This window comes from Pseudomonas sp. ASL3 (genome assembly GCF_056680425.1).
This window is the reverse complement of the sequence record NZ_CM155281.1, coordinates 3,921,660-3,944,344: the sequence shown is the minus strand read 5'-3', so window position 1 is coordinate 3,944,344 and position 22,685 is coordinate 3,921,660. Positions and strand designations below refer to the sequence as shown.

At 54.8% G+C, this 22,685-nt stretch carries 22 protein-coding genes and 1 tRNA gene; 16 read left to right on the top strand and 7 right to left on the bottom strand.

Going from position 1 to position 22,685, the window contains the following annotated elements:
- The 8 genes from bamC (at position 1) to AC1MEE_RS18255 (ending at position 5,667) form a co-directional block, all read left to right on the top strand.
- Positions 1-1,116: an outer membrane protein assembly factor BamC gene (bamC, locus tag AC1MEE_RS18290; RefSeq protein ID WP_480410999.1), complete on the top strand. Its 1,116-nt coding sequence runs from the start codon at positions 1-3 to the stop codon at positions 1,114-1,116.
- On the top strand, positions 1,117-1,875 hold the full coding sequence (locus AC1MEE_RS18285; RefSeq protein WP_480410998.1) for an MBL fold metallo-hydrolase: 759 nt from the start codon (positions 1,117-1,119) through the stop codon (positions 1,873-1,875). It abuts the gene before it with no gap.
- Between the two features lie 49 nt (positions 1,876-1,924).
- On the top strand, positions 1,925-2,635 hold the full coding sequence (gene purC, locus AC1MEE_RS18280) for a phosphoribosylaminoimidazolesuccinocarboxamide synthase (RefSeq protein WP_480410997.1): 711 nt from the start codon (positions 1,925-1,927) through the stop codon (positions 2,633-2,635).
- A 93-nt stretch (positions 2,636-2,728) separates the two neighbouring features.
- Positions 2,729-2,818 (top strand) — tRNA-Ser (locus AC1MEE_RS18275).
- Positions 2,819-3,475: 657 nt separating this feature from the next.
- Positions 3,476-3,832: a hypothetical protein gene (locus tag AC1MEE_RS18270; protein ID WP_480410996.1), complete on the top strand. Its 357-nt coding sequence runs from the start codon at positions 3,476-3,478 to the stop codon at positions 3,830-3,832.
- Positions 3,833-4,069: 237 nt separating this feature from the next.
- Positions 4,070-4,402, top strand: coding sequence for a hypothetical protein (locus AC1MEE_RS18265; protein WP_480410995.1), 333 nt, complete (start codon positions 4,070-4,072; stop codon positions 4,400-4,402).
- A gap of 158 nt (positions 4,403-4,560) precedes the next feature.
- Positions 4,561-4,794, top strand: coding sequence for a hypothetical protein (locus AC1MEE_RS18260; RefSeq protein ID WP_480410994.1), 234 nt, complete (start codon positions 4,561-4,563; stop codon positions 4,792-4,794).
- 219 nt (positions 4,795-5,013) lie between these two features.
- Entirely contained in the window at positions 5,014-5,667 is a 654-nt protein-coding gene (locus AC1MEE_RS18255; RefSeq protein ID WP_480410993.1) for a replication/maintenance protein RepL, read from the top strand.
- An 886-nt stretch (positions 5,668-6,553) separates the two neighbouring features.
- Here the strand turns inward: AC1MEE_RS18255 and AC1MEE_RS18250 are convergent.
- On the bottom strand, positions 6,554-7,141 hold the full coding sequence (locus AC1MEE_RS18250; RefSeq protein WP_480410992.1) for a DUF4760 domain-containing protein: 588 nt from the start codon (positions 7,139-7,141) through the stop codon (positions 6,554-6,556).
- A 940-nt stretch (positions 7,142-8,081) separates the two neighbouring features.
- Between AC1MEE_RS18250 and AC1MEE_RS18245 the strand changes: the two genes are divergently transcribed.
- Both AC1MEE_RS18245 and AC1MEE_RS18240 read left to right on the top strand, forming a co-directional pair.
- Positions 8,082-8,321 (top strand): hypothetical protein, encoded by a 240-nt coding sequence (locus AC1MEE_RS18245; RefSeq protein WP_480410991.1) that lies wholly within the window; start codon positions 8,082-8,084, stop codon positions 8,319-8,321.
- A 162-nt stretch (positions 8,322-8,483) separates the two neighbouring features.
- Positions 8,484-9,119 (top strand): recombinase family protein, encoded by a 636-nt coding sequence (locus AC1MEE_RS18240; protein ID WP_480410990.1) that lies wholly within the window; start codon positions 8,484-8,486, stop codon positions 9,117-9,119.
- 376 nt (positions 9,120-9,495) lie between these two features.
- Here AC1MEE_RS18240 and AC1MEE_RS18235 read toward each other — a convergent pair whose 3' ends face one another.
- The 5 genes from AC1MEE_RS18235 to AC1MEE_RS18215 form a co-directional block, all read right to left on the bottom strand.
- Complete coding sequence (locus tag AC1MEE_RS18235) at positions 9,496-10,074, bottom strand: hypothetical protein (RefSeq protein ID WP_480410989.1); 579 nt, start codon at positions 10,072-10,074, stop codon at positions 9,496-9,498.
- A gap of 79 nt (positions 10,075-10,153) precedes the next feature.
- Positions 10,154-10,468, bottom strand: a complete 315-nt coding sequence (locus AC1MEE_RS18230; RefSeq protein ID WP_480410988.1) for a hypothetical protein — start codon at positions 10,466-10,468, stop codon at positions 10,154-10,156.
- A gap of 101 nt (positions 10,469-10,569) precedes the next feature.
- Complete coding sequence (locus AC1MEE_RS18225) at positions 10,570-10,779, bottom strand: hypothetical protein (protein WP_480410987.1); 210 nt, start codon at positions 10,777-10,779, stop codon at positions 10,570-10,572.
- 109 nt (positions 10,780-10,888) lie between these two features.
- A complete protein-coding gene (locus tag AC1MEE_RS18220; RefSeq protein ID WP_480410986.1) occupies positions 10,889-12,358 on the bottom strand; it encodes a tyrosine-type recombinase/integrase in 1,470 nt (489 codons plus the stop codon).
- Positions 12,359-12,575: 217 nt separating this feature from the next.
- A complete protein-coding gene (locus AC1MEE_RS18215; protein WP_480410985.1) occupies positions 12,576-13,769 on the bottom strand; it encodes a LysR family transcriptional regulator in 1,194 nt (397 codons plus the stop codon).
- A gap of 142 nt (positions 13,770-13,911) precedes the next feature.
- Here AC1MEE_RS18215 and galB point away from each other — a divergent pair, with 142 nt between their 5' ends.
- The 6 genes from galB to AC1MEE_RS18185 all read left to right on the top strand — a co-directional run bounded on the left by galB (position 13,912) and on the right by AC1MEE_RS18185 (position 21,546).
- On the top strand, positions 13,912-14,649 hold the full coding sequence (gene galB / locus AC1MEE_RS18210) for a 4-oxalmesaconate hydratase (RefSeq protein WP_480410984.1): 738 nt from the start codon (positions 13,912-13,914) through the stop codon (positions 14,647-14,649).
- Positions 14,646-15,359, top strand: a complete 714-nt coding sequence (locus AC1MEE_RS18205; protein WP_480410983.1) for a 4-carboxy-4-hydroxy-2-oxoadipate aldolase/oxaloacetate decarboxylase — start codon at positions 14,646-14,648, stop codon at positions 15,357-15,359. The genes galB and AC1MEE_RS18205 overlap by 4 nt, the downstream gene beginning before the upstream one ends.
- A 2-nt stretch (positions 15,360-15,361) precedes the next feature.
- On the top strand, positions 15,362-16,450 hold the full coding sequence (locus AC1MEE_RS18200; RefSeq protein WP_480410982.1) for a 4-oxalomesaconate tautomerase: 1,089 nt from the start codon (positions 15,362-15,364) through the stop codon (positions 16,448-16,450).
- Positions 16,451-16,592: 142 nt separating this feature from the next.
- Positions 16,593-17,891, top strand: a complete 1,299-nt coding sequence (locus tag AC1MEE_RS18195) for an MFS transporter (RefSeq protein WP_480410981.1) — start codon at positions 16,593-16,595, stop codon at positions 17,889-17,891.
- Between the two features lie 197 nt (positions 17,892-18,088).
- Positions 18,089-19,774 carry an NAD-dependent malic enzyme gene (locus tag AC1MEE_RS18190; protein WP_480410980.1) on the top strand — a complete coding sequence of 562 codons (1,686 nt, stop codon included), beginning with the start codon at positions 18,089-18,091 and terminating at the stop codon, positions 19,772-19,774.
- A gap of 128 nt (positions 19,775-19,902) precedes the next feature.
- Positions 19,903-21,546 (top strand): GMC family oxidoreductase, encoded by a 1,644-nt coding sequence (locus AC1MEE_RS18185; RefSeq protein WP_480410979.1) that lies wholly within the window; start codon positions 19,903-19,905, stop codon positions 21,544-21,546.
- A 181-nt stretch (positions 21,547-21,727) separates the two neighbouring features.
- Here the strand turns inward: AC1MEE_RS18185 and AC1MEE_RS18180 are convergent, their stop codons facing one another.
- Positions 21,728-22,645: a dihydrodipicolinate synthase family protein gene (locus AC1MEE_RS18180; RefSeq protein ID WP_480410978.1), complete on the bottom strand. Its 918-nt coding sequence runs from the start codon at positions 22,643-22,645 to the stop codon at positions 21,728-21,730.
- Positions 22,646-22,685: the final 40 nt, after the last annotated feature.

Here is a 22,685-nt window from a genome sequence, read left to right as displayed (position 1 = left end):
ATGAAGCGAATGGCCGGACTTTCCGCACTTGCCTTGATTATCTCCAGCACCAGCGGTTGCGGTTGGCTGTGGGGTCAAGATGGTTACTTCCGTGACCGCGGCAGTGATTATCTGGAGGCGACTCAGACGGCTCCCATGCAATTGCCACCTGATGTATCAGGTGTCAAGCGTCTGGACCCGCTGCTGCCGATTCCGCGCAACGTGGCTAGCGACACGCAAAAAGGCGAATACGTAGTACCTCGTCCGCAACAGTTGTCGGCTGCTGCGACTGCCAGCGATTTCAGCTTGCAAAAGAACGGTGACTCACACTGGATTCTGGCTCAGCGTGCGCCCGCCGAAGTCTGGCCTGTGGCGCATCAGTATTTCGAAGACAACGGTTTCCGCATGGCCGAAGAGCGCCCGCAGACAGGTGAGTTCAACACCGCCTGGCAGCGTATCGATGAACTCTCCGCGACCATGGCCAAACGCCTGAGCGGCAGCGGTGCATCCGCTGACGCGCAAACCCGTGTACGTGTTCGTATCGAGCCCGGGGTGCAACGCAACACCAGTGAAGTCTATGTCGTCAGCGTCGAGCGTCCTACCGGCAGCACGGCCAATGTCGATTTCCCTGCACACACCACCAACCTGGGCCTCGATTCAGCCCTGACCGATGACCTGCTCGCCAGCATGAGCCGCAGCGCCGAGAAGGGCGGTTCGGTTTCCCTGCTGGCCGCGCGTGATTTCGATACGCCGAGCCGCGCTGCCTTGAGCGTCGATGGCAATGGCAACCCGGTGCTCAACCTCGGCGCCGATCTGGACCGTGCATGGTCCAGTGTTGGCCGTGCGCTGGATCATGGCGAATGGCGCGTGGAAGACATCAACCGCAGCCTGGGCCTTTACTACATCAACCTGGCAGAGAAGGCGAAGAAGCCTGAAAACGAGCCTGGTTTCTTCAGCCGTCTGTTCGGCAGCGCGCCGAACAAGGAAGAAATCGAAGCCCGTGCCGAGCGTTATCAAGTCCGCTTGAGCAAGGTGGGTGACAACGTGCAGGTGACTGTCGAGAAGAACATCAATACCGTGGCGCCTGCTGATGTAGCGCGCCGCATATTGGGTGTCATTCAAGATAACCTCGGTTAAGTGCGTTTCGCTGTTCTGGGCAGTGGTAGCCGAGGCAATGGCACGCTGATCGCAAGCAACGACACGTATATGCTGGTGGATTGCGGTTTCTCCCTGCGAGAAACCGAGCGGCGCCTGGCTCGTCTGGGCGTCAGCCCGCATCAGCTGAGCGCGATTCTGGTAACCCACGAACATGCCGACCACGTGCATGGCGTGGGTTTGCTGTCGCGGCGCTACAATCTACCGGTCTACCTCAGTCGCGGAACCTTGCGCGGGATGCGCAAACCTGTGGAGGCCGCGGGGTTTCTGTCAGGCGGTCAGGATTTGCAGCTGGGAGCGTTGAGCATCAATGTGGTGTCGGTTGCGCACGACGCCCTTGAGCCGACGCAGTTTGTGTTCAGCGACGGTCAGCGCCGTTTTGGTTTGCTGACCGACCTTGGCTCTTACTGCCCCGCGGTGCTACAGCGTTATCATGGCCTGGATGCCTTGATGATCGAGGCGAACCACTGCCGCGATATGCTGGCCAGAGGTGGTTACCCCTACTTCTTGAAGGAGCGGGTTGGCGGCGAACTGGGACATTTGAACAATCATCAGGCTGCCAACCTGGTGAGCGAGTTGGGATGGCAAGATCTACAGCATCTGGTGTTGGCCCATCTCAGCAGCAAGAACAACCTGCCGCATCTGGCCCGGCAATGTTTTGTCGACACCCTCGGGTGCGACCCGGACTGGCTGCAATTGGCCGATCAAGATTCAGGGCTCGACTGGCGGCATATCGCCTAGTGTCCCAAACGGGGCGTCTGGCCCAACTACTTAGCAAGCGGAGCCCATCATGGAAAAACGTGAAGAACTCTACCGCGGCAAAGCCAAATCGGTGTACACCACCGACGACGCTGACCGCTTGATCCTGCTGTTTCGCAACGACACTTCGGCGTTCGACGGCAAGCGCATCGAACAGCTCGACCGCAAAGGTATGGTGAACAACAAGTTCAACGCCTTCATTATGCAAAAGCTCGAAGAAGCGGGTATCCCGACCCAATTCGACAAGCTGCTGGGCGATAACGAATGCCTGGTCAAAAAGCTCGACATGATCCCGGTCGAATGCGTCGTGCGTAACTACGCCGCCGGCAGCCTGGTCAAACGCCTGGGCGTGGAAGAGGGCATCAAGCTCAACCCTTACACGTTCGAACTGTTCCTCAAGGACGACGCCAAGGGCGACCCTTTCATCAACGAATCCCACGTCGTGGCGTTCGGTTGGGGTACGGCCGAGCAACTGGTTCGCATGAAAGAACTGTCGCTGAAGGTCAACGACGTCCTGGCCAAGTTGTTTGACGACGCCGGCTTGCTGCTGGTCGACTTCAAACTCGAATTCGGCGTATTCCACGGCCAGATCGTCCTCGGCGACGAATTCAGCCCGGACGGCTGCCGTCTGTGGGACAAAGAAACCCGCAAGAAAATGGACAAAGACCGCTTCCGCCAGGGCCTCGGTGACGTCATCGAAGCCTACGAAGAAGTCGCCAAACGCCTTGGCGTCCCGCTTTAACGTAAAAAGTTACGCAAGCGCCTGATAGCACGCGAAAATTTCTTCCGCAGGGGGTTCGCCTTCTGCACCTGAGCTGTTATCATGCGCGCCGTTGGAGAGATGCCAGAGTGGCCGAATGGGACGGATTCGAAATCCGTTGTACTGGCGACAGTACCTAGGGTTCGAATCCCTATCTCTCCGCCATTATTTGAAAAGCCCTGTAATTCAATGAGTTACGGGGCTTTTTCTTTTCTGATTGTACTACTCAGTTGTACTACTCCAAGACCCGTCTCAGAGCCCCCTATAGCTCGTTCCCGTCCCCGCCTGACTCAAGCCATCCCTTTCTCCTGTAACCCCCCCCTGACGCTCTGTAGCGCCCCCAGTGAAAACCCGTCACACGGCAGTCGCAGCCCATTGAAGGCAATGGTGGAGGCGCTACAACACATCAGTTTGAAACTACAGACCTGAGTGCCAGACAAGAAGCCTAGCTAGCGGCTTGGTCGTCAGACTAGTCCTTGACGTGGCGACCGCCTCTCTGTATAACGGGCCCCCTGCGAAACACGCCAGCGACACCCCACAAATCAGTTTCAAATTGTGTTGACATCCGCATAAAAGTAGTTCACTATTCGCCCCCTCTTCAGGAACGCCTTTACCGGGGCCAACTGAATCGAGAGACGCAGGCAACACTCCTCACCCACCTGACAAGTGAACTGAGGTACACAGGCAACAAAGAAGACTCACTGCAACTCCCACAGAAAATGGGTAGCATGCACTGGGTATTTTGCGTGCTCGATATTTAGAATACGAGAATGATTCCCATCAGAGGATTCAATACAACCATACAGATATTAGGAGATTTACATGAAAGCAGTAGCCCGTAACGTCCAGCAGAACACCCATCAGAACACCCTTCGCGGTGCCAGCAGCCCTAGCCTCGCCATGATCATGAACACCGCACTGAAGCAAGAGCGGCAAGCCACCGCCTCTCTCCGCTCAGAGCGTTCCAGAGCTGGCCATGCCACCCGTAAGGCGCGAGAGCTGGACACCTTTGGCAGACCCCTGACCACCCAAGAGAGACGCTTCAAGCGATTCATGCTGACCTATCTCAACGAGGTAGTGCTGCCACGGTGCGAGGCTGAGGGCATAGACCCAGTGTCGGTTGTGAATCACATCTCAGAACAGGTACGCGCCTCTGCTGGCGCCAGCACGCCTCACTGACCGCCTGGTAGATCACCGACGAAGCGATAGCCGCCCTTGAACAACGGGGCTGGCCAGCTTTCAACCGGCGTTGACATCTACCACACACAAGCTTCAATGTAATCCCGTTACAAATAGTCGTATCTAACAGACTCTCCCGCATTACTGCGGAGGCTGCTGGCTGGCTATCGTTTCAAAAACCAAACTGGCACTACCTATAAGGTACGCCCATATCCCGATCGAACAAGGAGACATCATATGCAAGAGCTTCACACTACAGCATCCGCACTTAACGAAATCGCCGAACTAATCGCCGACCTCCACGCTAAAGGCAAACATAATATTGCCGATAACATCCTCATCGGCACCGGTACTTTGGAGCTCCGCTCCGACCAGGACTACCACTATTTAGATGAGGAGCCTTCCATCTCCGAAATAAAAGAAGAGCAAGCCTTCATCCGACAACACATGATCCACCTAAAGACCCATCCTGAAGTAGTCACACCAGAAAAATCAGATGCGATTATTCGAGCCTTGTACCGTCTGCTAAACGACGCCCTTTATCATTTCGAGGGCCAATCACAGGCCTAGCCTGATGCAGACTGCTAACAGCCAGAGTTCTATGTCAGTGATCGGCGGACCCGCCTAACCAGCAATCCGCCAGGTATGACGCAGCAAAGCGGCAACAATATCAAAGCCGCAACAACAGAGGTGAAAACCAAACCATAATAAATAAGGAGCTTATAAAAGTGCCAAACTATCTCGTCATACACAAAGCATCCAACCTGATCGCAAAGCTGATCACATCGAGCTTCAAGCTGAAAGACTCTGCGGAACTTCGAGCAATTCGAGTGTCCAACGCCATGCTAGCCAAGTACGACAAGCTGCTAAATTTTAAGTCCCGCAACGGAACACAGGTAGATGCCGGAGAGCTGGCGAAAGTAAGTCCTGCATTCCTTGAGCTACTACAGGTTCGCAGCTAGAGTCACTATTTACTGGTCCAAATCCATATAAAAAGTCCTACCCCTAGCTACCCTACAGAGCGGGAGTTTTTACATGGGTTTCAGCCAATGAATACGGGGGTGTAAATATCGAAATCAGGCAAAGCACAGCCATCGACAAGACAATACAAACAAGTTTGCATAACCGGCACTACCCGAGAGGAATTGCCTATTGAACAGAACTAACCAAGGAGCCCCACTATGCATGACGTACACCCTCCGATTACCGGAACCACTTTCATCAGCGTCGATGGCCTGATCATCGATGAACGCACTGGTGAAATCCATGGACACGATAGCAAGCCATCACTATTCACTGGATCAGCCAGCTATCAAGGTGAACTTGGCAAGTGTCGAAGTGCAGACGACCTCCAGGACTATCTGGGCTTCGTTGATCGACGTAAACTACCAGCTCACGAGCTGCACTCGTTATATGATGAAGTGGACTATACCCATGGAGAGTGGCGACGCACTGGAGTTGACTGCCGCATTACAATTCCACAGCTACGCTTGCTGGAGAAGCTGCACGGTATTGTTCTCTACCGTAACGTCATCGTTATGACTCAGGCTAACTTGGCAAAGTCACTGGGCACTGTTGAATCAAACCTGATGAAGAAGCTGAGGGTCTTGGTGGATTCCAATATGCTCAGAGTCTGCACGTCACGGGATGGCAACATCCGTAAGGGCGAGATTAAACTATCCTTGAATCCACGATTGGTCTTTCGAGGCCATGACACGACACAGGCAAGGTATATCCGAGAGTGGTATCGTCCAGAGAGTGTGAGGGCACTCGCCCTGCATATTGAAGCAGGTAGCACGATTGATGCAGGCGAGTGCCTCGCCATAGCTGCGTAACTTCCCGTAGTTCTCCCGTAGGTATTTATAAAAAGTTACGCAAGAATCTGGCTGCAAGCCACGTAATACAAGGGGGTCGAGAAAGTCCTATTATAATAAGGAGTTTCTTCGGCGACATTCGTCGAAGGAATTGCACGGTAAGCGACAGCTTATAGTAGTACTCCAGTGAAGGATACTTCACGACTGAATACCTTGTAAGAGAAGCGATAGCCTGAAGTAGTAAGGCAGATATAATTGATGATAATCAATCTGCCCATTAAGACCTTGATCCTCCCTACAAGGAGTTTGCACATAGGCTGGCCTATGAACAGATATCCCTTCAGGGAGAATGATAATGATTATATCAAATAATAATCAACTTTATAATAAGCACTACTTCAGTAAGGCACTGTTCTCACGCCAGCGTGAGGGGCTTGCACGAAGAAGAGGATCAAGGGCAACAGCGAAGCTGGATTGTATTTATATCTTATTGGTTATGCACAAGACCGCAAGGTCATAGGTAGTACTAACTTTGTATGGGCGGATTGATTATCATCAATATTATCCGCTACCCCTCAAGGCTATCGCCTCTTCACAGTGCTCAGCTTAGAACTACGTTCTGTGCTCAATATCAAGATGTGTGCAACCTTAGGGCGTGAGCCCTGATGGTAATCCTTCAAGATAGTACAATACAGATTTCTGATAATGATCATTCAAAATAAGAGATAGGTGCTATCTTTGACAGTGCCACCTTCAGAGCCAAGGCTCTGGTGAGTACTAACGAAAGCCTGGCATTCAGGAAACACTTAAGGGGCGAGACATATGCCCCCATGGTGCGACACTAGCGGCCCGCACGGATAGCTCGCCAATTCAAACACACAAATAAACTAAACAAACGGGCCACTAGCTATGACGTTTTCTTAGACAAAGAAAGCACCTCATCCCAATCTGCAAGATACTTATCACCTTGCTTAGCCACATACGGCCTAAACCTATGATGATAGTCTTGCATCACGGGCCCAAGCGACCGATTAAATAACCCGGCATCAATCCGCCCGGTTTTTTCCGAAACTCTTATTTGATCAAAGTAATTCAAAACCAAAATTATGGACTGCTTTAACTCTTGATCGTTTTCTATCTTCTCAACCAAACTATCATCACTCAGCTTTGATTTCTCCGCCTTAAGCTCCCTTGTAAATTTCCTCGCCGCAAACATCAGCGGATCATCCCACTTTTCTATCAGTCGAAAAGTATTTTCAAGTATCTGCGTACTCCTCGCCTCAATAGCATTAAACGCACTTATGTAAGTCGGTAGAATTACACCAAGTCCCCCAAGGGAAAGAAACACTATTTTCGCCAACTCAATTAGCTTAGTGCTGCCTGTTGGGGGGTCAGACGTAAATGCTATATACCCAAGAGCAATGGTTCCAAGTATCCAAAGCACATTTATCCAAACAAATATACTCCATTTCGACCTTATAATTCTTTCATTCATTAATCATACGCTCTTAAGTTATGAGTTAAACCAACAATGCAAGCCTGTAATAGTCGAGGACATTATCCCTGTAGGGCAGTGGCAAGGATGAGGCACTACACCTGTCTAGGGCGAAAGCCTCGATACACCCACCTATAAGTAATCAAGATCAGATAGGCGATAAGGTTTAATCCAGCCCAGAGGACCACCGCTGTTGTAACATACAAACCTTGTCTGGCTAGCAGTGTATCGAGACTGTTTTTATACTTCGCTTCTCGTTCCCCTAGGTACTTTGCAACGTATTCTGTCGGATACCCTTCACAGTAACTCGGTTGGGCTTCCTTGTTATCGTGGAACATCTCACAAACCCTCCAGTTCTGAGTGCTCTGTTTTAGTTCATAGTCAGCCTGTTGCTGTGTTGGGAATGATTGAACTTTGAATGCGGCGATTACCAATGCAAGCAATACACTCAAAACAACCCGTAGTCGTTGCCATCCGTTCATACCCATCGTTCCCGTTCTTATAGTAGTGATTGTGGCCATTATCCATGATGGCAGCCAATCTAGACAGTGCCCACGGAAACATACGGATATCCCCGTATTAACTCAGGTAAACCATTAGGCCCATCACTCGTTCAACTTGGCCCCGGCGCCGCACACACCGTCAAAGCCCAGTATTTACAGGGGGTTATGGTGAATTCTGCCAAGCTTAACGCTGTAGGAGCGTTGAACAGTACGTTTCAGCACCAGATTGGCAGGTTTCACCCTCCAGACTCGATTTCGTGCAAGACGTGAGCAGCCCACCACCCTGAGCCGATGTCAACCTCCATACGACAGTAAACATCCAGAGTAGAGCGCTCCTTCGTCTCGACTCTGATTACGCGGAACTTTCTTTTCTCGGTCAGGGTCATCCGACACGCTAGGCAACGATGTTCTTGGAAAACTTGAGAGAGGCACCTAGCGTGGACGATCAAGAAAAGCGTCATTACGCGCTGCTGAAGAAGATTTCAGCGGGAGCCGTGACTGTTACAAAAACTGGGGATGTCGCCTTGATGGATGAGCTGATCCGTTGCGGTTATGTCGTGGCGCTGGAAAGCACCTCTTTTGGCGAGCGCCATTTCTTGGATGTGCAGATCATGCCGTCCGGTGATTATCGACTCCGCTGCCTGTCCGCACTCTTAAATCCACTATCAAAGAAGTAAACAAGTCTGGCGCCGCAGAAGGATGAATTTCCATACCGATATGGGTATACCCCAGAGAGTACCGTCTATCGGCCTCCTAGGCTGTACCGAAAATACAGCTTTACTAACCCTAACCAGCACACCTATCATGAGTACATCCAAAACGGTACAGAGGGATTGGCAATGTACATCCGGGGCTATTTGAGAGCATCGACCACAGAGCAGGACGCAACCCGTGCAAAAGACCAGTTGAAGGCTTTCGCTACCGAGCATGGTCAACGGGTGGCATCGTGGTACGTAGAGAACGAGTCCGGCGCCAAGCTTCAGCGTCCAGAGCTGTTCCGCCTGCTGGATGATTGCGAGCCGGGCGACATTCTCTTGGTTGAACAGGTGGACCGTCTGGCTCGCCTGAATGAATCCGATTGGCTGAAGCTTCGTGCCCAGCTACAGGCCAGAGGTGTGTTGGTCGTAGCGCTGGACCTGCCCACCAGCCATACCGCTATGAAGCCCGCCATCGCTGGTGACGACTTCACTGGCCGTATGCTTGGTGCGATCAATGCCATGCTGTTAGATATGCTGGCTGCTGTCGCTCGTAAAGACTATGAGGATCGTCGACGCCGTCAGGAACAGGGCATTGAGAAGGCCAAGGACAATGGCGTGTATAAGGGACGTAAGACCGATGAGGTACTTCACGCTCGTATCAAACACTGCCTTGCCAGTGGTATGTCTCTTCGTAAGACTGCGACGACTGTTGGCTGCGCTGCCTCTACAGTGCAACGAGTGGCGAAGAGTGCTGAGACGGCCTGTAGTGACGCATAGGGCTGATTGAAAGGATATGTGTGGCATAAAAGGTTGCTGCACGCTATCGATGCTCTGGGCGCCTCATACAGCCTCTCAGATTACTTTGTATTTGCTTAGTCTTACACTGAGGGCCAGCGGATTTCACTCATCCCATCTTTGAGAACCGAGTGTTCCGTGCACAAGTGCCCCAGATTACTTTTCAGACCAGACAGTTTGATCGCCGATTACGCGCAGTCTGTTCCTGGGCGGCGGGACTGGTTTCGTGACCAGATATTACCTCCCGAAAATTTGGGAGGTGATCCATTCTCGCGCCCTGATGAGCGCCTTACCGTGGCAAAATATTTTGCTGCGATCTCTTCGCCCGGCTTCTCTGCTACGTGGCTGGCTTTGTGCTTCAGTGCCCATTCCTGATGTCGACACCAGACACGTAGTCTTTCGCACGATATGGAGCAAAATCATTACAATTGATAACGCCGTTCATTAGGCGTGCTGTTCCCCAACCATCCGCGTACAACTTGACTACGGAAACCCTCTTAATTTTGGAATACTTATCAACGGTAATTTGCATATTGTACCACTTGCTGAAGTCTCCATCATTCAGACCATTCTTGAAATCTGAACAGCCCGATGCCCATATAATCTGAGCATCTTGGTTAGCTTCATATACGCTATACTGCCGATTTGCCTGCTCAATCAGAGTGTAATAGTCAAGGAAATTGGAGGCGCTGCTGTTCTTCTTGACGTAATCAATCGACCTAAGGGCGTCCGCTTCCATTTTCCCAGAGCTAATATTATCGCACCCGTTACCACTGGTGAGGAATGTGGCCGTTCTACCACTCCATGCCACTGAACAGTTTGGATACTCGTATTTGTACCCTTCCATGAATTTCCAATGTTCTTCCGGCACACTGTAATCAGCAGCAGTACCAGACAGGCTTATTAGGGACAATACTGCTGCAATCATTTTCTTCATGCTGTACCCCTCTGAGTGAGCCGGCCATATTACCGGCGGTTGTGGCCCACCGCCATCACATCACTCGTTCGTCCTGGGACTAATCACTGTTCCCGTAGTTGTGAGCGCCAGCGTAGGCGTTCAGCTTCGATGTGGCGACCCTGCTCAGCTCAAGGTTGGCGTCTGACAGTTGCCACCGCACCCGATCCAGTTCCAGCTTCAGCCCGTCCCTTTCCTTGGTGGCGTCTGAGTGCATGGTGATCACCTTCGACATGTTCAACCGAGCCTGTCGCAACTCCCGCTCAAGGTCGTTCACCTCACCGATCAAGAGGTGGGTTTGCTGCCGGAACATTTCCAGAGGGCTAGGAATGCCTAGCTCGCCAAACCCATCATCGTCAATCAAATCGTTTTCCATTGCCACACCCACCATTCAGTCAGAGGCCTGTATGCATATACAGTACGTCTGGAGGTGGGATTCGCTCAAGGGCAGGACGATGGGCGGCTATGGGATAACGCTCAAAAGCCAATTGCCAAGTCTTTGCACCGATCAATCTGCTCAATGGACCCCTGAGCCTGTGAGTCATCCACCCAGTTAGGGCGATCATCGGCAGTCAGGGCGTTGCTTGCTTCCTGACATAAAGAGTCGAGATCAACACCCATGCTTGCAGCGGTGGATAGGACAATGACCAGTGCTTGTTTCAGTTGGTACGCTTTATCGTCGTTCATGACAGTCAGCCTCCTTGGTGATCAGCTAAGACTAGCTCCGTCATTGACGGGTAATCAGAACAGTTCGCTGTAAACCAGCTTTGATTAATTGCGAACACGACGCTGGCGATTAAGCCGACAGATTCAATAGGGGAAACTTCGAAATCGCGTCGAACTTCTGTTGGGCGCTCGCCCCTTTGCTGTACACGTCGAACGTCACCGTCCCAGTCTCATGGCCTACCAGTTCAGCAATCAGCGTACCCGGTACGTCAGCCCGGACAAGCTGCGTGATAACGGTTTTTCGGATGCTGTGGAATACGTGCAGCGGTCCGAAACCCTGTGTGGTCTTGAGTCTGCCAAATGCTTTGGAAAGTGCGTCTGACCGTATGCCGTACTTATTGTCGCTGGCAGTAGACACAAGGTAGCCATCTTTAGACTCGGCCTTGAGTCGGTTCACGAGACTAGCGAGGGCAGGGTGTGTTGGTACTTGTCTGATACCTGCGGTGGTTTTCGAGTCCACGATATCGAGACTTTGGACACCATCGACGGTGATCACGTTTTCAGTCCGTAGCTGGCAGATCTCTTCAATGCGGGCACCCGTGTACGTACCCAACAGAATCAAGTCCGCCAATACAGTGTGATCTTCTGCAAGTGCAGCGGAGTGGAGCTTGGCAATCTCTTCAAGCGTGAAATCTTTCCGTTGTGCGTCGTTCTTAGCCTTGCCCTTCGTTTGAGGCAGATCGTGGTTCTCAAACGGATTAACCTTGTCTTTGAAGTCCTGCCGCCAACGGGCGTCATGCTTCGTTGCCCATTTCCAAAACTGGCTCCCGGCCAGAAGATACTGGGTGAGGGTTTTGCTACTCAGTTTGAGCGAGTCCAGCCAAGACGACACTGCGTCGTAGTCAAGGACAAGGCCGTTGCTGGTGAGATACTTGGAAAGTTTATCGAGCTTCGATTCTTGCTGGTCAATGGTCTTCGGGGCAACGAGTCTGCCCACCCGGTAAGTCCTGAATGTCTCCAGACGGGCAGTGGTAATTGGAGATTTCTGTCTGTACCCCTTGGGATCAGTAACTACAGCGCTGACTTCCTGTTGCTGGCTGGCCGAGAGGTTGTGGCGACTGGCGAGGAGTTTCGGGATTATCGACGTCAGCCCTTGGCTGAGTTCGTCATAGAGCTTGAGTTTTCCCTCAAAACCATCGTTCAGCCGTTCCTTAGCAAACGCCTCAAAGGCTGCGACGAATCGTGGGTTGCCTCGCATCCTTGCCTCGATTTCAGGATTGATGGCCGGTAGCGGCGGGACCGATTCCCCAATCAGCCCTCTTTTATGGCTCTGAACCAGTGTCTCAACACCTTCAATGGCGGAGATAACGTCCTCCTGCCAGCCATCTGGGAGTGGCTTACCTGTTCTTGCAGCAGCAATCTGAGCTCTCCAGTCAGCGAGTACCCTCAGGCGACGTTCCATTGCCTCATGTCGTAAGCCAGTTTTCAGCGACTGGATCAAAACGGCCTTTCCGCCCATGGCTTTTCGCACGTCAGCAGGGACTGCCAGCCGGACGTACCAAGTGGATTCGCCTTTCTTTTGTATTAAATTGTCAGCCATTGGCACGCCACGGTAAGATGCGAGTGATACAATGAATTGTACTACTCAATTGTACTACTATTCGAGCTGAAAGCCCCGTATCTACGTGGTTAAAGGGGTTGGCGGTAATGTATGGTGAGTCCCTATCTCTCCGCCATTATTGAATAACGAAAAGCCCCCATCATCGTGAGATGACGGGGGCTTTTTCGTTTCTGCAGGGTGACCTGAGGTTGCCCCATCACCCGATAACCGTCCGAATATGCTCAATCAGCGCCTCGGCTGTCGGCGAGTGCAGGCCATTAGTACGGTAGATCAACCCTATCGGCCGACCCGTGTCGCCCAGCGGCACCGGCAATTGCTGAAATTCCCCCGAGGCAATTTCGTATTCCAGTTGGTGTTCAGATACCACCGCCAACATGTCCGAGCGCATGAGTAATCCACGGATGATCGCCAGGTCACCGGTTTCCACCATGGGTATTGGCGGTTCACTGCCTAATTGGTTGAAATGTGCATCCAGCAGAATCCGCGCAGGGCTGTTGGCGCGGGGTAGAACCCAGCGGGCCTGGATAAGGTCCTGAGTCGTCACCTCCTGACCCAGCAGGGGATGGCCACGCCGCACCAGAATCACCATCTCCTCGGTCATCAAGGCTTCGCCATGCAGGTCGCTGGCGTAGTCGGCTGGACGCAGTGCGCCAAATACAAAGTCGATGTCCCCGGCGCGCAGTTCCAGAGCCAGCAGGTTGAACGGGCTTTCATTGGTCGAGACCTGCACGCCGGGATGCTCTGCCAGCAAGCGTACGATCGCCTCGGGCAATATACGGGTGCGCCCCAGCGGCAGCGCGCCCACCCGGACGACGCCTTGCAGCGATCCCTTGAGTGCAGCGATATCGGCATCCAGATGGCGCAGTTCATTCAGTGCCCGACGAATCGGATAGAGGATTTCGTTGCTGGCGCGGGTGGGTATCAATCCACGCGCGGTGCGTTCGAACAGTACTTTTCCGGTGCCGCCCTCCAGTACCTTCAGCGCCGCACTGATTGCGGGTTGAGTCAGTTGGAAGGCATTGGCGACTGTCTGCATGTGCTGGGTTTCGCAGAGTTTTACGAAAACTTCCAGGCGCCGGGTATTCAGCAGATACAGCGGCTCGTGAAAAGGGTGCGACGGATGTCCAAGCAGGGCAGGGATGCCTTCCAGCTCCACCAGGACGCGCCGGGCTCTGGCCAGGATGCATTTACCGTAAGGCGTTAACAACATGCCGCTGGCGTGCCGCTCGAACAGAGGGTTATTCAGACGCAATTCAAGGTCGCGAATGGAACGGGTCACCACTGATTGAGCGCGCAGCAACACGTCGGATGCTTTGGAGACACTGCCATGCTCAGCCACCCGAACGAAGGCGCGGATCTGCATCAGATTAGGCAATTCAGACGATGACATTCAACTTCTCTCGTGCGCAGGCTGACGGCCGTTGATCAAGCGCCGATAAATAAAAAGTATACCAGCAGCAATTGAACGCATTACTCGCTCAAGGGCATCCATGCCAGCATCGATTTAAATAAAAGAGCGAGTCCGATCCAGCATGACTACCACTATTGCAAAAACCGCCCTCGTCGTGAGTGCCCACTCCGCCGACTTCGTTTGGCGTGCAGGAGGTTCAATTGCATTGCACGCCAGTCAAGGTTACGGGGTGCATATCGTCTGCCTTTCGTTCGGTGAGCGGGGCGAGTCGGCCAAGCTTTGGCGCAAGGGTGAAATGAACGAAGACAAGGTCAAAGCCGCTCGTCGTGAAGAAGCTCAGGCCGCCGCTGATATCCTCGGCGCGACGATCGAGTTTTTTGATATCGGCGATTACCCGATGCGTGCGGACAAGGAAACCTTGTTCCGTCTGGCCGATGTTTTTCGCAGGATTAAGCCGGAGTTCGTCCTCAGCCACTCCCTGAAAGATCCCTACAACTATGACCATCCGCTGGCGATGCAGCTGACCCAGGAAGCGCGGATTATCGCTCAGGCCGAAGGTTACAAGCCGGGCGAGAAAATCGTCGGCGCGCCGCCTGTGTATAGCTTTGAACCGCATCAGCCCGAGCAGTGCGACTGGAAGCCAGACGTGTTGCTGGACATCACCGATGTCTGGGACAAGAAATACGCGGCCATCCAGTGCATGGCGGGCCAGGAGCACCTTTGGGAGTACTACACACGCGTTGCTCTGCAGCGCGGCGTGCAGGCCAAACGCAATATCGGTATCACGTCGAGCAAGAACATTATTTACGCCGAGGGCTATCAGAGCATCTTCCCTCGGGTGACGGAGAATCTGGGATGAGCGCTGTAGGAAGAACCGGCGTAGTAGTCCGCAACATTCCCCGGGCTGACGCAGACTTGATCGACGAACTGCAGCGCTACGGCGTCGCCACCGTTCATGAAGCCCAAGGCCGAAAAGGTCTGCTGGCGCCCTTCATTCGTCCGATCCAGCAAGACCGCTGCATCAGCGGGACGGCGATCACGGTGTTGGTCGCTCCCGGCGATAACTGGATGTTTCATGTGGCGGTGGAGCAGTGTCAGCCCGGCGATATCCTGGTGGTCGCGCCCAGTTCGCCGTGCAGTGACGGCTATTTCGGCGACTTGCTCGCCACTTCATTGCAGGCCCGGGGCGTACACGGGCTGGTGCTCGATGCCGGGGTTCGTGACAGCAAAACCCTGCGTGAGATGGGGTTCTCGGTCTGGTCCAAGGCTGTTCATGCCCAAGGCACCATCAAAGAGACCCTGGGCTCGGTCAATATTCCCGTGGTGTGTGCCGGTCAGTTGGTCAATCCCGGCGACGTAGTGTTGGCTGACGACGACGGCGTGGTGATTGTTCGTCGTCAGGAGTTGCCGGCCGTTATCGCCAGCAGCCGTAAACGCGCCGAACTGGAGGAGCAGAAGCGTGTGCGACTGGCTAATGGCGAGTTGGGCCTGGACATCTACAACATGCGTCCTCGCTTGGCGGAGAAGGGCCTGATATACCTTGAGAGCCTCGATCAACTGGAAGACTGAACATGACTCAGACCCGCATTCCTTGCCTGATGATGCGCGGTGGTACGTCCAAAGGTGCGTATTTCCTGAGGGAGGATTTGCCCTCGGAGCGGGGGCTGCTCGATCAGGTGTTGCTGGCCGCCATGGGGTCGCCTGACGCTCGGCAAATTGATGGCTTGGGCGGCGCTGACAGCCTGACCAGCAAGGTCGCAATCATCGGTCGTTCGGTGCGTCCGGGTGTCGATGTCGATTATTTGTTCGCCCAGGTTGGCGTGGATCTGCCTCGGGTCGACTACGGTCAGAATTGCGGCAATATCCTGGCAGGCGTCGGCCCTTTTGCTTTGGAACGGGGGCTGGTCAGGGCGACAGGCGACGTCACCCGTGTCCGGATCTATATGGAAAACACCCGGCAAACCGCCACGGCTGTCGTCCAGACTCCCGGCGGTGAAGTCCGTTATGACGGTCAGGCTCATATCGACGGAGTACCCGGTAGCGCCGCGCCGATCGTGGTGGAGTTCGACGACATTGCCGGCTCCAGTTGCGGGGCTTTGTTGCCCACAGGTCATACACTGGATCGCTTCGATGGGATTGACGTGACCTGCATCGACAACGGCATGCCCGTGGTCCTGATACGTGCGGTGGACTTGGGCCTTACGGGGTATGAGCGGCGCGAGCAATTGGAGGCGGACGAGGAGCTCAAGGCCTCGATCGAATCCATTCGTCTGCAGGCAGGCCCCTTGATGAACCTGGGCGACGTTACCCATCGCAGCGTGCCGAAAATGTGCCTGATCGCCGAACCGGTTGCCGACGGCGCGATCAGCAGTCGCACCTTCATTCCTCATCGTTGCCATGCTTCCATCGGCGTCTTCGCGGCGGTGAGCGTGGCGTCTGCGTGCCTGATCAAAGGTTCTGTCGCCCACGGGCTGGTGCGTCTGCCGTCGAGTCAGCCTGTCCAATTATCGGTGGAGCATCCCATCGGCGAGTTCACCGTCGCCTTGACCATAGAGAACGGGTCCGTCACCCGTTGCGGGCTGCTGCGAACCGCGAGGCTGTTATTCGATGGTCAGGTTTGCATACCTCGGTCCGTATGGACGGGCCCGCTAGCCGATTGATGCGCGACGAATCGGCTAGATCTTCAACGGATGGATATAAATAAAAACGATACGTCGTTAAGTTTTTCGAGCCGAGCGAATCGCCTGTGACAGTTAGGATGAGCTGAAGATTCATACCCTATAAAAACAACACAGGTGATGTATGCGATTAGGCTGGTATTCGGATTTGACACCGAAAGAGAAGCGTACCTATTGGGCGTGCTTCGGTGGTTTCACCCTCGACTCCATGGACTCGACCATTTACGCACTGATGATGCCCGTACTGCTAACGGTGTTGAGTCTGAGCAAATCCGATGCAGGCATGCTCGGTTCGGTGGCGTTGATCGGCAGCGCTGTGGGCGGCTGGGGTGCCGGAATGCTGGCCGACCGCTATGGCCGGATCAAGGTGATGCAAGGTACGGTCTTGTGGGTCGCGACCTTTACCTTCATGGCTGCTTTTTGCAGCAGCTTCTGGGCCTTCCTGCCGGTGCGGTTTCTGCAGGGTGTGGGCTACGGCGGTGAAGCGGTGGTGGGCGCCGTCTTGATCAGCGAAGCGATCAAACCCGCGTTGCGCGGCCGTGTCGCGGCGTCAGTGCAAAGCGGTTACGCCGTAGGCTATGCCATCTCTCTGGCGGCGATGCCGGTGGTTTTCTACTTTCTGCCTGAAGACATCGCGTGGCGCGCCTTCTTCGCTATCGGTCTGTTGCCGGCGCTGCTGGTCTGGTTCATCCGTCGCCTGGTGCCAGAGTCCGAAGCGTTCACCAAGGTCAGCAGCCAATCCAGAAAAATAGATATCCGTAGTATTTTCACCGCGGAGCATCGCCGCGTGACGCTGATCAGCACTGTCTTGGCGAGTGGTATTTTTGGCGGGGCCTACATCATGATCACCTGGTTGCCGACCTACATGCGCATGACCCTGGGCCTGCCGATTGCCTCGACCTCAGGTTATTTGGCGGTGAACATTGCAGGTTCGCTGTTGGGGCCTTTTGTTTACGGTTTGATCAGCGACAAGATTGGACGTGGCAAGACCTTCATGCTGTTTCTCGTCTCTCAAGCAATCGTCGTTTCGATCTATATGTTCGCCCACATCGACCTGTCGATCCTTCTCGGTCTCGGGCTTTTGTTGGGGGCGTTCCAAGGTGGTCTGGCGTCCGGCCTGCCGCTGGCGTTTTCAGAGCTGTACCCCACCCGTATTCGTGCAAACGGCGCCGGTTTCTGCACCAGTTTTGGACGTGGATTCGGCTCGATCATGCCGGCGGCCGTCGGTTTCGCCTCCGGCCACATGGACCTCGGAATCGCCATGGGCTCGTTCGCCATTGGCTCGTATCTGATCGGCTTCCTCGCCGCGCTCTGCTTGCCTGACGCGACAGGTGTGGATCTGGAGGCGATGGATTCCAGCGCTGAATTGCTAAATGATTCGCCGTTGTCACTCCAGATTTCACCACCCCCAGCCACACATTAGTCGTATTCCAGTCGTACGATGAACGACAGGTGCCGCTTTGGGCCTCAGCGCGAGTAAGATAGCAACGCGATCTCGCTCGTCGAGGTCGCTGGGACGGGCCTGAATAGAGAACTGTCGATTACAACAACAAGTTCCGGCTGCCCGCCTCGGTTTCATCTCGAAATTTCAGAGTAAAACGAAAAAGGCGATCACTGAAAATGACCAAAACCTCGCGTCCTTTATATATTTCTTACGCTGGCCCTTCGCTGCTGGAGATGCCCCTGCTGAACAAGGGCAGCGCCTTCACGCCGCAGGAAAGGGTCGAGTTCAACCTGATCGGGTTGCTGCCACAGAACGTGGAAACGATCGAAGAGCAAGTGGAGCGGGTCTTTAGCCAGTACAAGCAATGCGCCAGCGATCTCGACAAACACATCTACCTGCGCTCGATTCAGGACAACAACGAGACGTTGTTCTTCCGTCTGCTCGATTCGCACCTCGACGAAATGCTGCCGATCATCTACACCCCCACGGTTGGTCAGGCTTGCCAGGAATTCTCGAAAATCTATCGCACCCATCGCGGATTGTTTATTTCGTATCCGGAACGCGATCGTATCGACGACATTCTGCGCAGTGCGACCAAGGACCAAATCAAGATCATCGTGGTCACCGATAGCGAACGCATCCTGGGGCTGGGTGACCAGGGCATCGGCGGCATGGGTATTCCGATCGGTAAATTGTCCCTCTACACCGCGTGCGGCGGGATCAGCCCGGCCTACACTCTGCCGATCGTGCTCGACGTCGGTACCAACAACCGCGAATTGCTCGATGACCCTATGTACATGGGCTGGCGTCATGAGCGTGTAACAGGCAAGGAGTACGAAGAATTCGTCGCCCTGTTCATCGACGCCGTACAGCGTCGTTGGCCTGAAGTGCTACTGCAGTTCGAAGACTTCGCTCAGTCCAATGCGATGCCTTTGCTGGAGAAGTACCGGGACGAGTTGTGCTGCTTCAACGACGATATCCAGGGTACCGCTTCGGTCGCGGTGGGCACGTTGCTTGCCGCTTGCAAGGCCAAGGATCAGACGCTTGGCGAGCAAGTGGTGGTGTTTGTCGGTGCCGGTTCTGCGGGCTGTGGCATCGCCGAGCACATCATCGCGGCGATGAAGATTGAAGGGCTGAGCGACAGCGAAGCGCGTAAGCGCATCTTCATGGTCGACCGCCATGGCTTGCTGACCGAGAACATGGACGGTCTGCTGGACTTCCAGCAACGTCTGGCGCAAAAAAACAGCGATGTAGCCGGTTGGAGTACTGAGACATTCCCGCAACTGCTGGATGTCGTCACCCATGCCAACGCCACCGTCATGATTGGTGTTTCCGGGCAACGTGGCCTGTTTACCGAGCAGGTTATCCGCGAGATGCACAAGCATTGCGCCAAGCCGTTGGTGATGCCAATGTCGAATCCAACCTCGAAGGTCGAAGCCACGCCAGAAGAAATTTTGCGCTGGACCGATGGCAATGCGTTGGTTGCCACCGGCAGTCCGTTCGCACCGGTAGAGATCAACGGTCGCACGGTCCATATCGCCCAGTGCAACAACTCTTATATTTTCCCGGGAATTGGCTTGGGCGTCATCGCCAGCAAAGCCACAAGAATCACCGATAAGATGCTGATGGCCGCGTCCAACGCATTGGCGGAATGTTCGCCAATGGTCACCGGTCTGGGCGATGCGGTGCTGCCGCCGCTCAAGGATATCCAGGTCGTCAGCAAGAAAATTGCCTTCGCCGTGGCCAGGCAGGCTCAGGCAGACGGCATGGCGCTGGAAACCTCGGACGAAATGCTGCTCACCGCTATCGAACGAAACTTCTGGATGCCTAACTACCGTGACTATCGTCGCAAGTCTGCCTGATCGTCGTCAGGCGTAAAAAGCCTCGATAAAAAGGCCGCTGCAAGGGATCTTGCAGCGGCCTTTCTTTTTGTTCGAAAAACACTTATAGCTTGGCCTCGGATAACAACAAAAAGACCAACGAGGGCAGCATGCAATCGACGAGTGTGCTCTACGACTATGTGATTGTCGGCGCCGGGCCCGCCGGCTGTTTGCTGGCCAATCGGCTTTCGCAAAACCCCGCACATCGTGTGCTGTTGCTTGAAGCCGGCGGGCAGGACAACTACCCCTGGATTCATATCCCGGTTGGCTATCTCTATTGCATCGGCAATCCACGTACCGACTGGTGCTTCAAAACCGAAGCCGAGCCTGGTCTGAACGGTCGCTCGCTCAACTACCCTCGGGGCAAAGTGCTGGGCGGCTGCTCGTCGATCAACGGCATGATTTATATGCGCGGCCAGGCCAGTGATTACGATGGCTGGGCCGCTCAAGGCAATGCCGGTTGGGGCTGGCAAGACGTATTACCCCAATTCAAACGTTCGGAAAATCACTACGCCGGTGATTCTGACGTGCATGGCGCGAGCGGTGAATGGCGGGTGGAACAGCAGCGGCTGTCGTGGGACATTCTTGATGCCTTTCGCCAGGCCGCGGCGCAGACCGGCATCGAGTCCACCGCGGATTTCAACGGCGGCGACAATGAAGGTTGCAGCTACTTCCAGGTCAACCAGCGGCGCGGGGTGCGCTGGAATGCCTCCAAGGCATTTTTACGACCTGTCGCGCAGCGCAAGAACCTGACGGTTTTGACGAGCGCGGAGGTGTCGCGCATTGAATTGGAAAACGGCCGCGCGAGTGCCGTCGTTGCGCGTGTCGAGCAGCAGGAGCAGCGCGTGCGCGCTCGCCGGGAGATCATCCTGTGTTGCGGCGCCATCGGTTCGCCGACGCTGCTGCAGCGCTCCGGTATAGGCCCGCGACCCTTGCTTGAGAAGCTGGGCATCGGCGTGCGCCATGAGTTGCCAGGCGTGGGGAGCAATCTGCAGGATCACCTGCAACTGCGGTTGATCTATAAAATCAGCAATGGTCAAACGCTGAACCAGATGGTCGGCAGCCTCTGGGGCAAGATGAACATGGGCCTGCGCTACGCGATCAATCGCAGCGGCCCGCTGGCAATGGCGCCGAGCCAATTGGGCGCTTTCGCTCGCTCGGGCCCCGAACAGCGCTCGGCCAACCTTGAATACCATGTACAACCCTTGTCGCTGGAGCGCTTCGGCGAACCGCTGCACTCGTTTCCCGCGTTCACCGCGTCGGTCTGCGATCTGCGTCCACAGAGTCGCGGCACGGTTGAAATTCGCTCTGCACTCATGGACGAGGCACCCTCGATTCGTCCGAATTATTTGAGCCACGACGCCGACCTCAAAGTGGCTGCCGACGCGATACGCCTGACCCGGCGCGTTGTCGCTGCACCGGCTTTGGCGAGTTTTCAGCCCGTGGAATATCTGCCCGGCGCGAGCCTGCAAAGCGAAGATGAGTTGCGTCAGGCCGCCCGTAGCATCGGCACGACGATTTTCCATCCGGTCGGCACCTGCAAAATGGGGCAGGGCAGCGATGCCGTCGTCGATGAGCGTCTGCGGGTGCGGGGGATTGCCGGCTTGCGCGTGGTGGATGCGTCGATCATGCCGACCATTACCTCGGGCAACACCTGCTCGCCGACGCTGATGATTGCCGAGAAGGCGGCTGAGATGATTCTTGCCGATGCGAGTGTGAGGCCTGCTCCAATCAAACAAGCAATAGCTCATTGAAAAAAGCATAAATTTTATGAAATTTTCAGCCGAGCGCTTATCCCCTGTAGGAGCTGCCGAAGGCTGCGATAAGGTCCGAAGGACCTTCATGAAGATCAAACACGACGACCGGTTCCCGGCCGATCGCAGCCTTCGGCAGCTCCTACGGGAGGATTTGTGCTTGGCCTCAATCTGTGGGGCTTTACAACCCCACCTCCGGCAGTGTTGGGCGGTTGGCCAGGGCTTTGCTCATCAGCGCTTCGACGAACTCGCGATCGATGTCTGGCAAGGCAAGGCGCGGCGGACGGGTGATCGAGCTACCACGGCCGGCCAGTTCTTCGCACAGCTTGATGCACTGCACCAGGTCGGGACGGGCATCGAGGTGCAGCAGCGGCATGAACCACTCATACAGCGGGAGGGCGTCCTTGAAACGACCATCACGTGCCAGGCGGAACAGCGTCTCACCTTCTTTCGGGAAGGCGTTGGACATCCCTGAGACCCAGCCTACAGCGCCGACTGCAATGCTTTCGAGCACCACGTCGTCGAGCCCGGCAAACAACACAAAGCGGTCACCCACCTGGTTGCGCACGTCGATGAAGCGGCGGGTGTCGCCAGAGGAATCCTTGAAGCAGACGATGTTTTCGCAGTCGGCCAGGGAAATCAGGATGTCCGGGGTAACGTCGTTCTTATAGATCGGTGGATTGTTGTAGACCATCACCGGCAGGTCGATGCTCGTAGCCACACTGCGAAAGTGCGCGGCCGCCTCGAACGGCTTGGACGAGTAGACCAGCGCAGGCATGAGCATGATGCCGTCGGCACCGACGCGCTGGACTTCCTTCGCCACCTTGGTGGCATTGGCGCTGGTGAACTCAGCGATACCGGACAACACCGGTACGCGACCGGCCGATGCGTCTTTGGCAACTTCCACCAGGCTGATTTTTTCCTCGGTGCTCAGGGAGGTGTTTTCACCTACGGTGCCGCAGATGATCAGGCCGGAAACGCCGTCGCGTACCAGGTTCTGAATGACTGTATGGGTGGCTTCAAAATCGATGCTGAAGTCACTGCGGAATTGGGTCGTAACGGCGGGAAATACACCGCTCCAATTGACTGTTCTGCTCATGATGCCTCCTGATGGATTTCATGGTGTTTCGTACGTCACG

Excerpts from the sequence above, each read along its gene's own strand:
- AC1MEE_RS18230 (WP_480410988.1), bottom strand. The coding sequence starts at position 10,468 with ATGGAAAACGATTTGATTGACGATGATGGGTTTGGCGAGCTAGGCATT.
- AC1MEE_RS18265 (WP_480410995.1), top strand. The coding sequence starts at position 4,070 with ATGCAAGAGCTTCACACTACAGCATCCGCACTTAACGAAATCGCCGAA.
- AC1MEE_RS18220 (WP_480410986.1), bottom strand. The coding sequence starts at position 12,358 with ATGGCTGACAATTTAATACAAAAGAAAGGCGAATCCACTTGGTACGTC.
- purC (WP_480410997.1), top strand. The coding sequence starts at position 1,925 with ATGGAAAAACGTGAAGAACTCTACCGCGGCAAAGCCAAATCGGTGTAC.
- AC1MEE_RS18195 (WP_480410981.1), top strand. The coding sequence starts at position 16,593 with ATGCGATTAGGCTGGTATTCGGATTTGACACCGAAAGAGAAGCGTACC.
- AC1MEE_RS18235 (WP_480410989.1), bottom strand. The coding sequence starts at position 10,074 with ATGAAGAAAATGATTGCAGCAGTATTGTCCCTAATAAGCCTGTCTGGT.
- galB (WP_480410984.1), top strand. The coding sequence starts at position 13,912 with ATGACTACCACTATTGCAAAAACCGCCCTCGTCGTGAGTGCCCACTCC.
- AC1MEE_RS18180 (WP_480410978.1), bottom strand. The coding sequence starts at position 22,645 with ATGAGCAGAACAGTCAATTGGAGCGGTGTATTTCCCGCCGTTACGACC.
- AC1MEE_RS18270 (WP_480410996.1), top strand. The coding sequence starts at position 3,476 with ATGAAAGCAGTAGCCCGTAACGTCCAGCAGAACACCCATCAGAACACC.
- AC1MEE_RS18200 (WP_480410982.1), top strand. The coding sequence starts at position 15,362 with ATGACTCAGACCCGCATTCCTTGCCTGATGATGCGCGGTGGTACGTCC.
- AC1MEE_RS18205 (WP_480410983.1), top strand. The coding sequence starts at position 14,646 with ATGAGCGCTGTAGGAAGAACCGGCGTAGTAGTCCGCAACATTCCCCGG.
- bamC (WP_480410999.1), top strand. The coding sequence starts at position 1 with ATGAAGCGAATGGCCGGACTTTCCGCACTTGCCTTGATTATCTCCAGC.
- AC1MEE_RS18225 (WP_480410987.1), bottom strand. The coding sequence starts at position 10,779 with ATGAACGACGATAAAGCGTACCAACTGAAACAAGCACTGGTCATTGTC.
- AC1MEE_RS18190 (WP_480410980.1), top strand. The coding sequence starts at position 18,089 with ATGACCAAAACCTCGCGTCCTTTATATATTTCTTACGCTGGCCCTTCG.
- AC1MEE_RS18215 (WP_480410985.1), bottom strand. The coding sequence starts at position 13,769 with ATGTCATCGTCTGAATTGCCTAATCTGATGCAGATCCGCGCCTTCGTT.
- AC1MEE_RS18255 (WP_480410993.1), top strand. The coding sequence starts at position 5,014 with ATGCATGACGTACACCCTCCGATTACCGGAACCACTTTCATCAGCGTC.
- AC1MEE_RS18185 (WP_480410979.1), top strand. The coding sequence starts at position 19,903 with ATGCAATCGACGAGTGTGCTCTACGACTATGTGATTGTCGGCGCCGGG.
- AC1MEE_RS18250 (WP_480410992.1), bottom strand. The coding sequence starts at position 7,141 with ATGAATGAAAGAATTATAAGGTCGAAATGGAGTATATTTGTTTGGATA.
- AC1MEE_RS18240 (WP_480410990.1), top strand. The coding sequence starts at position 8,484 with ATGTACATCCGGGGCTATTTGAGAGCATCGACCACAGAGCAGGACGCA.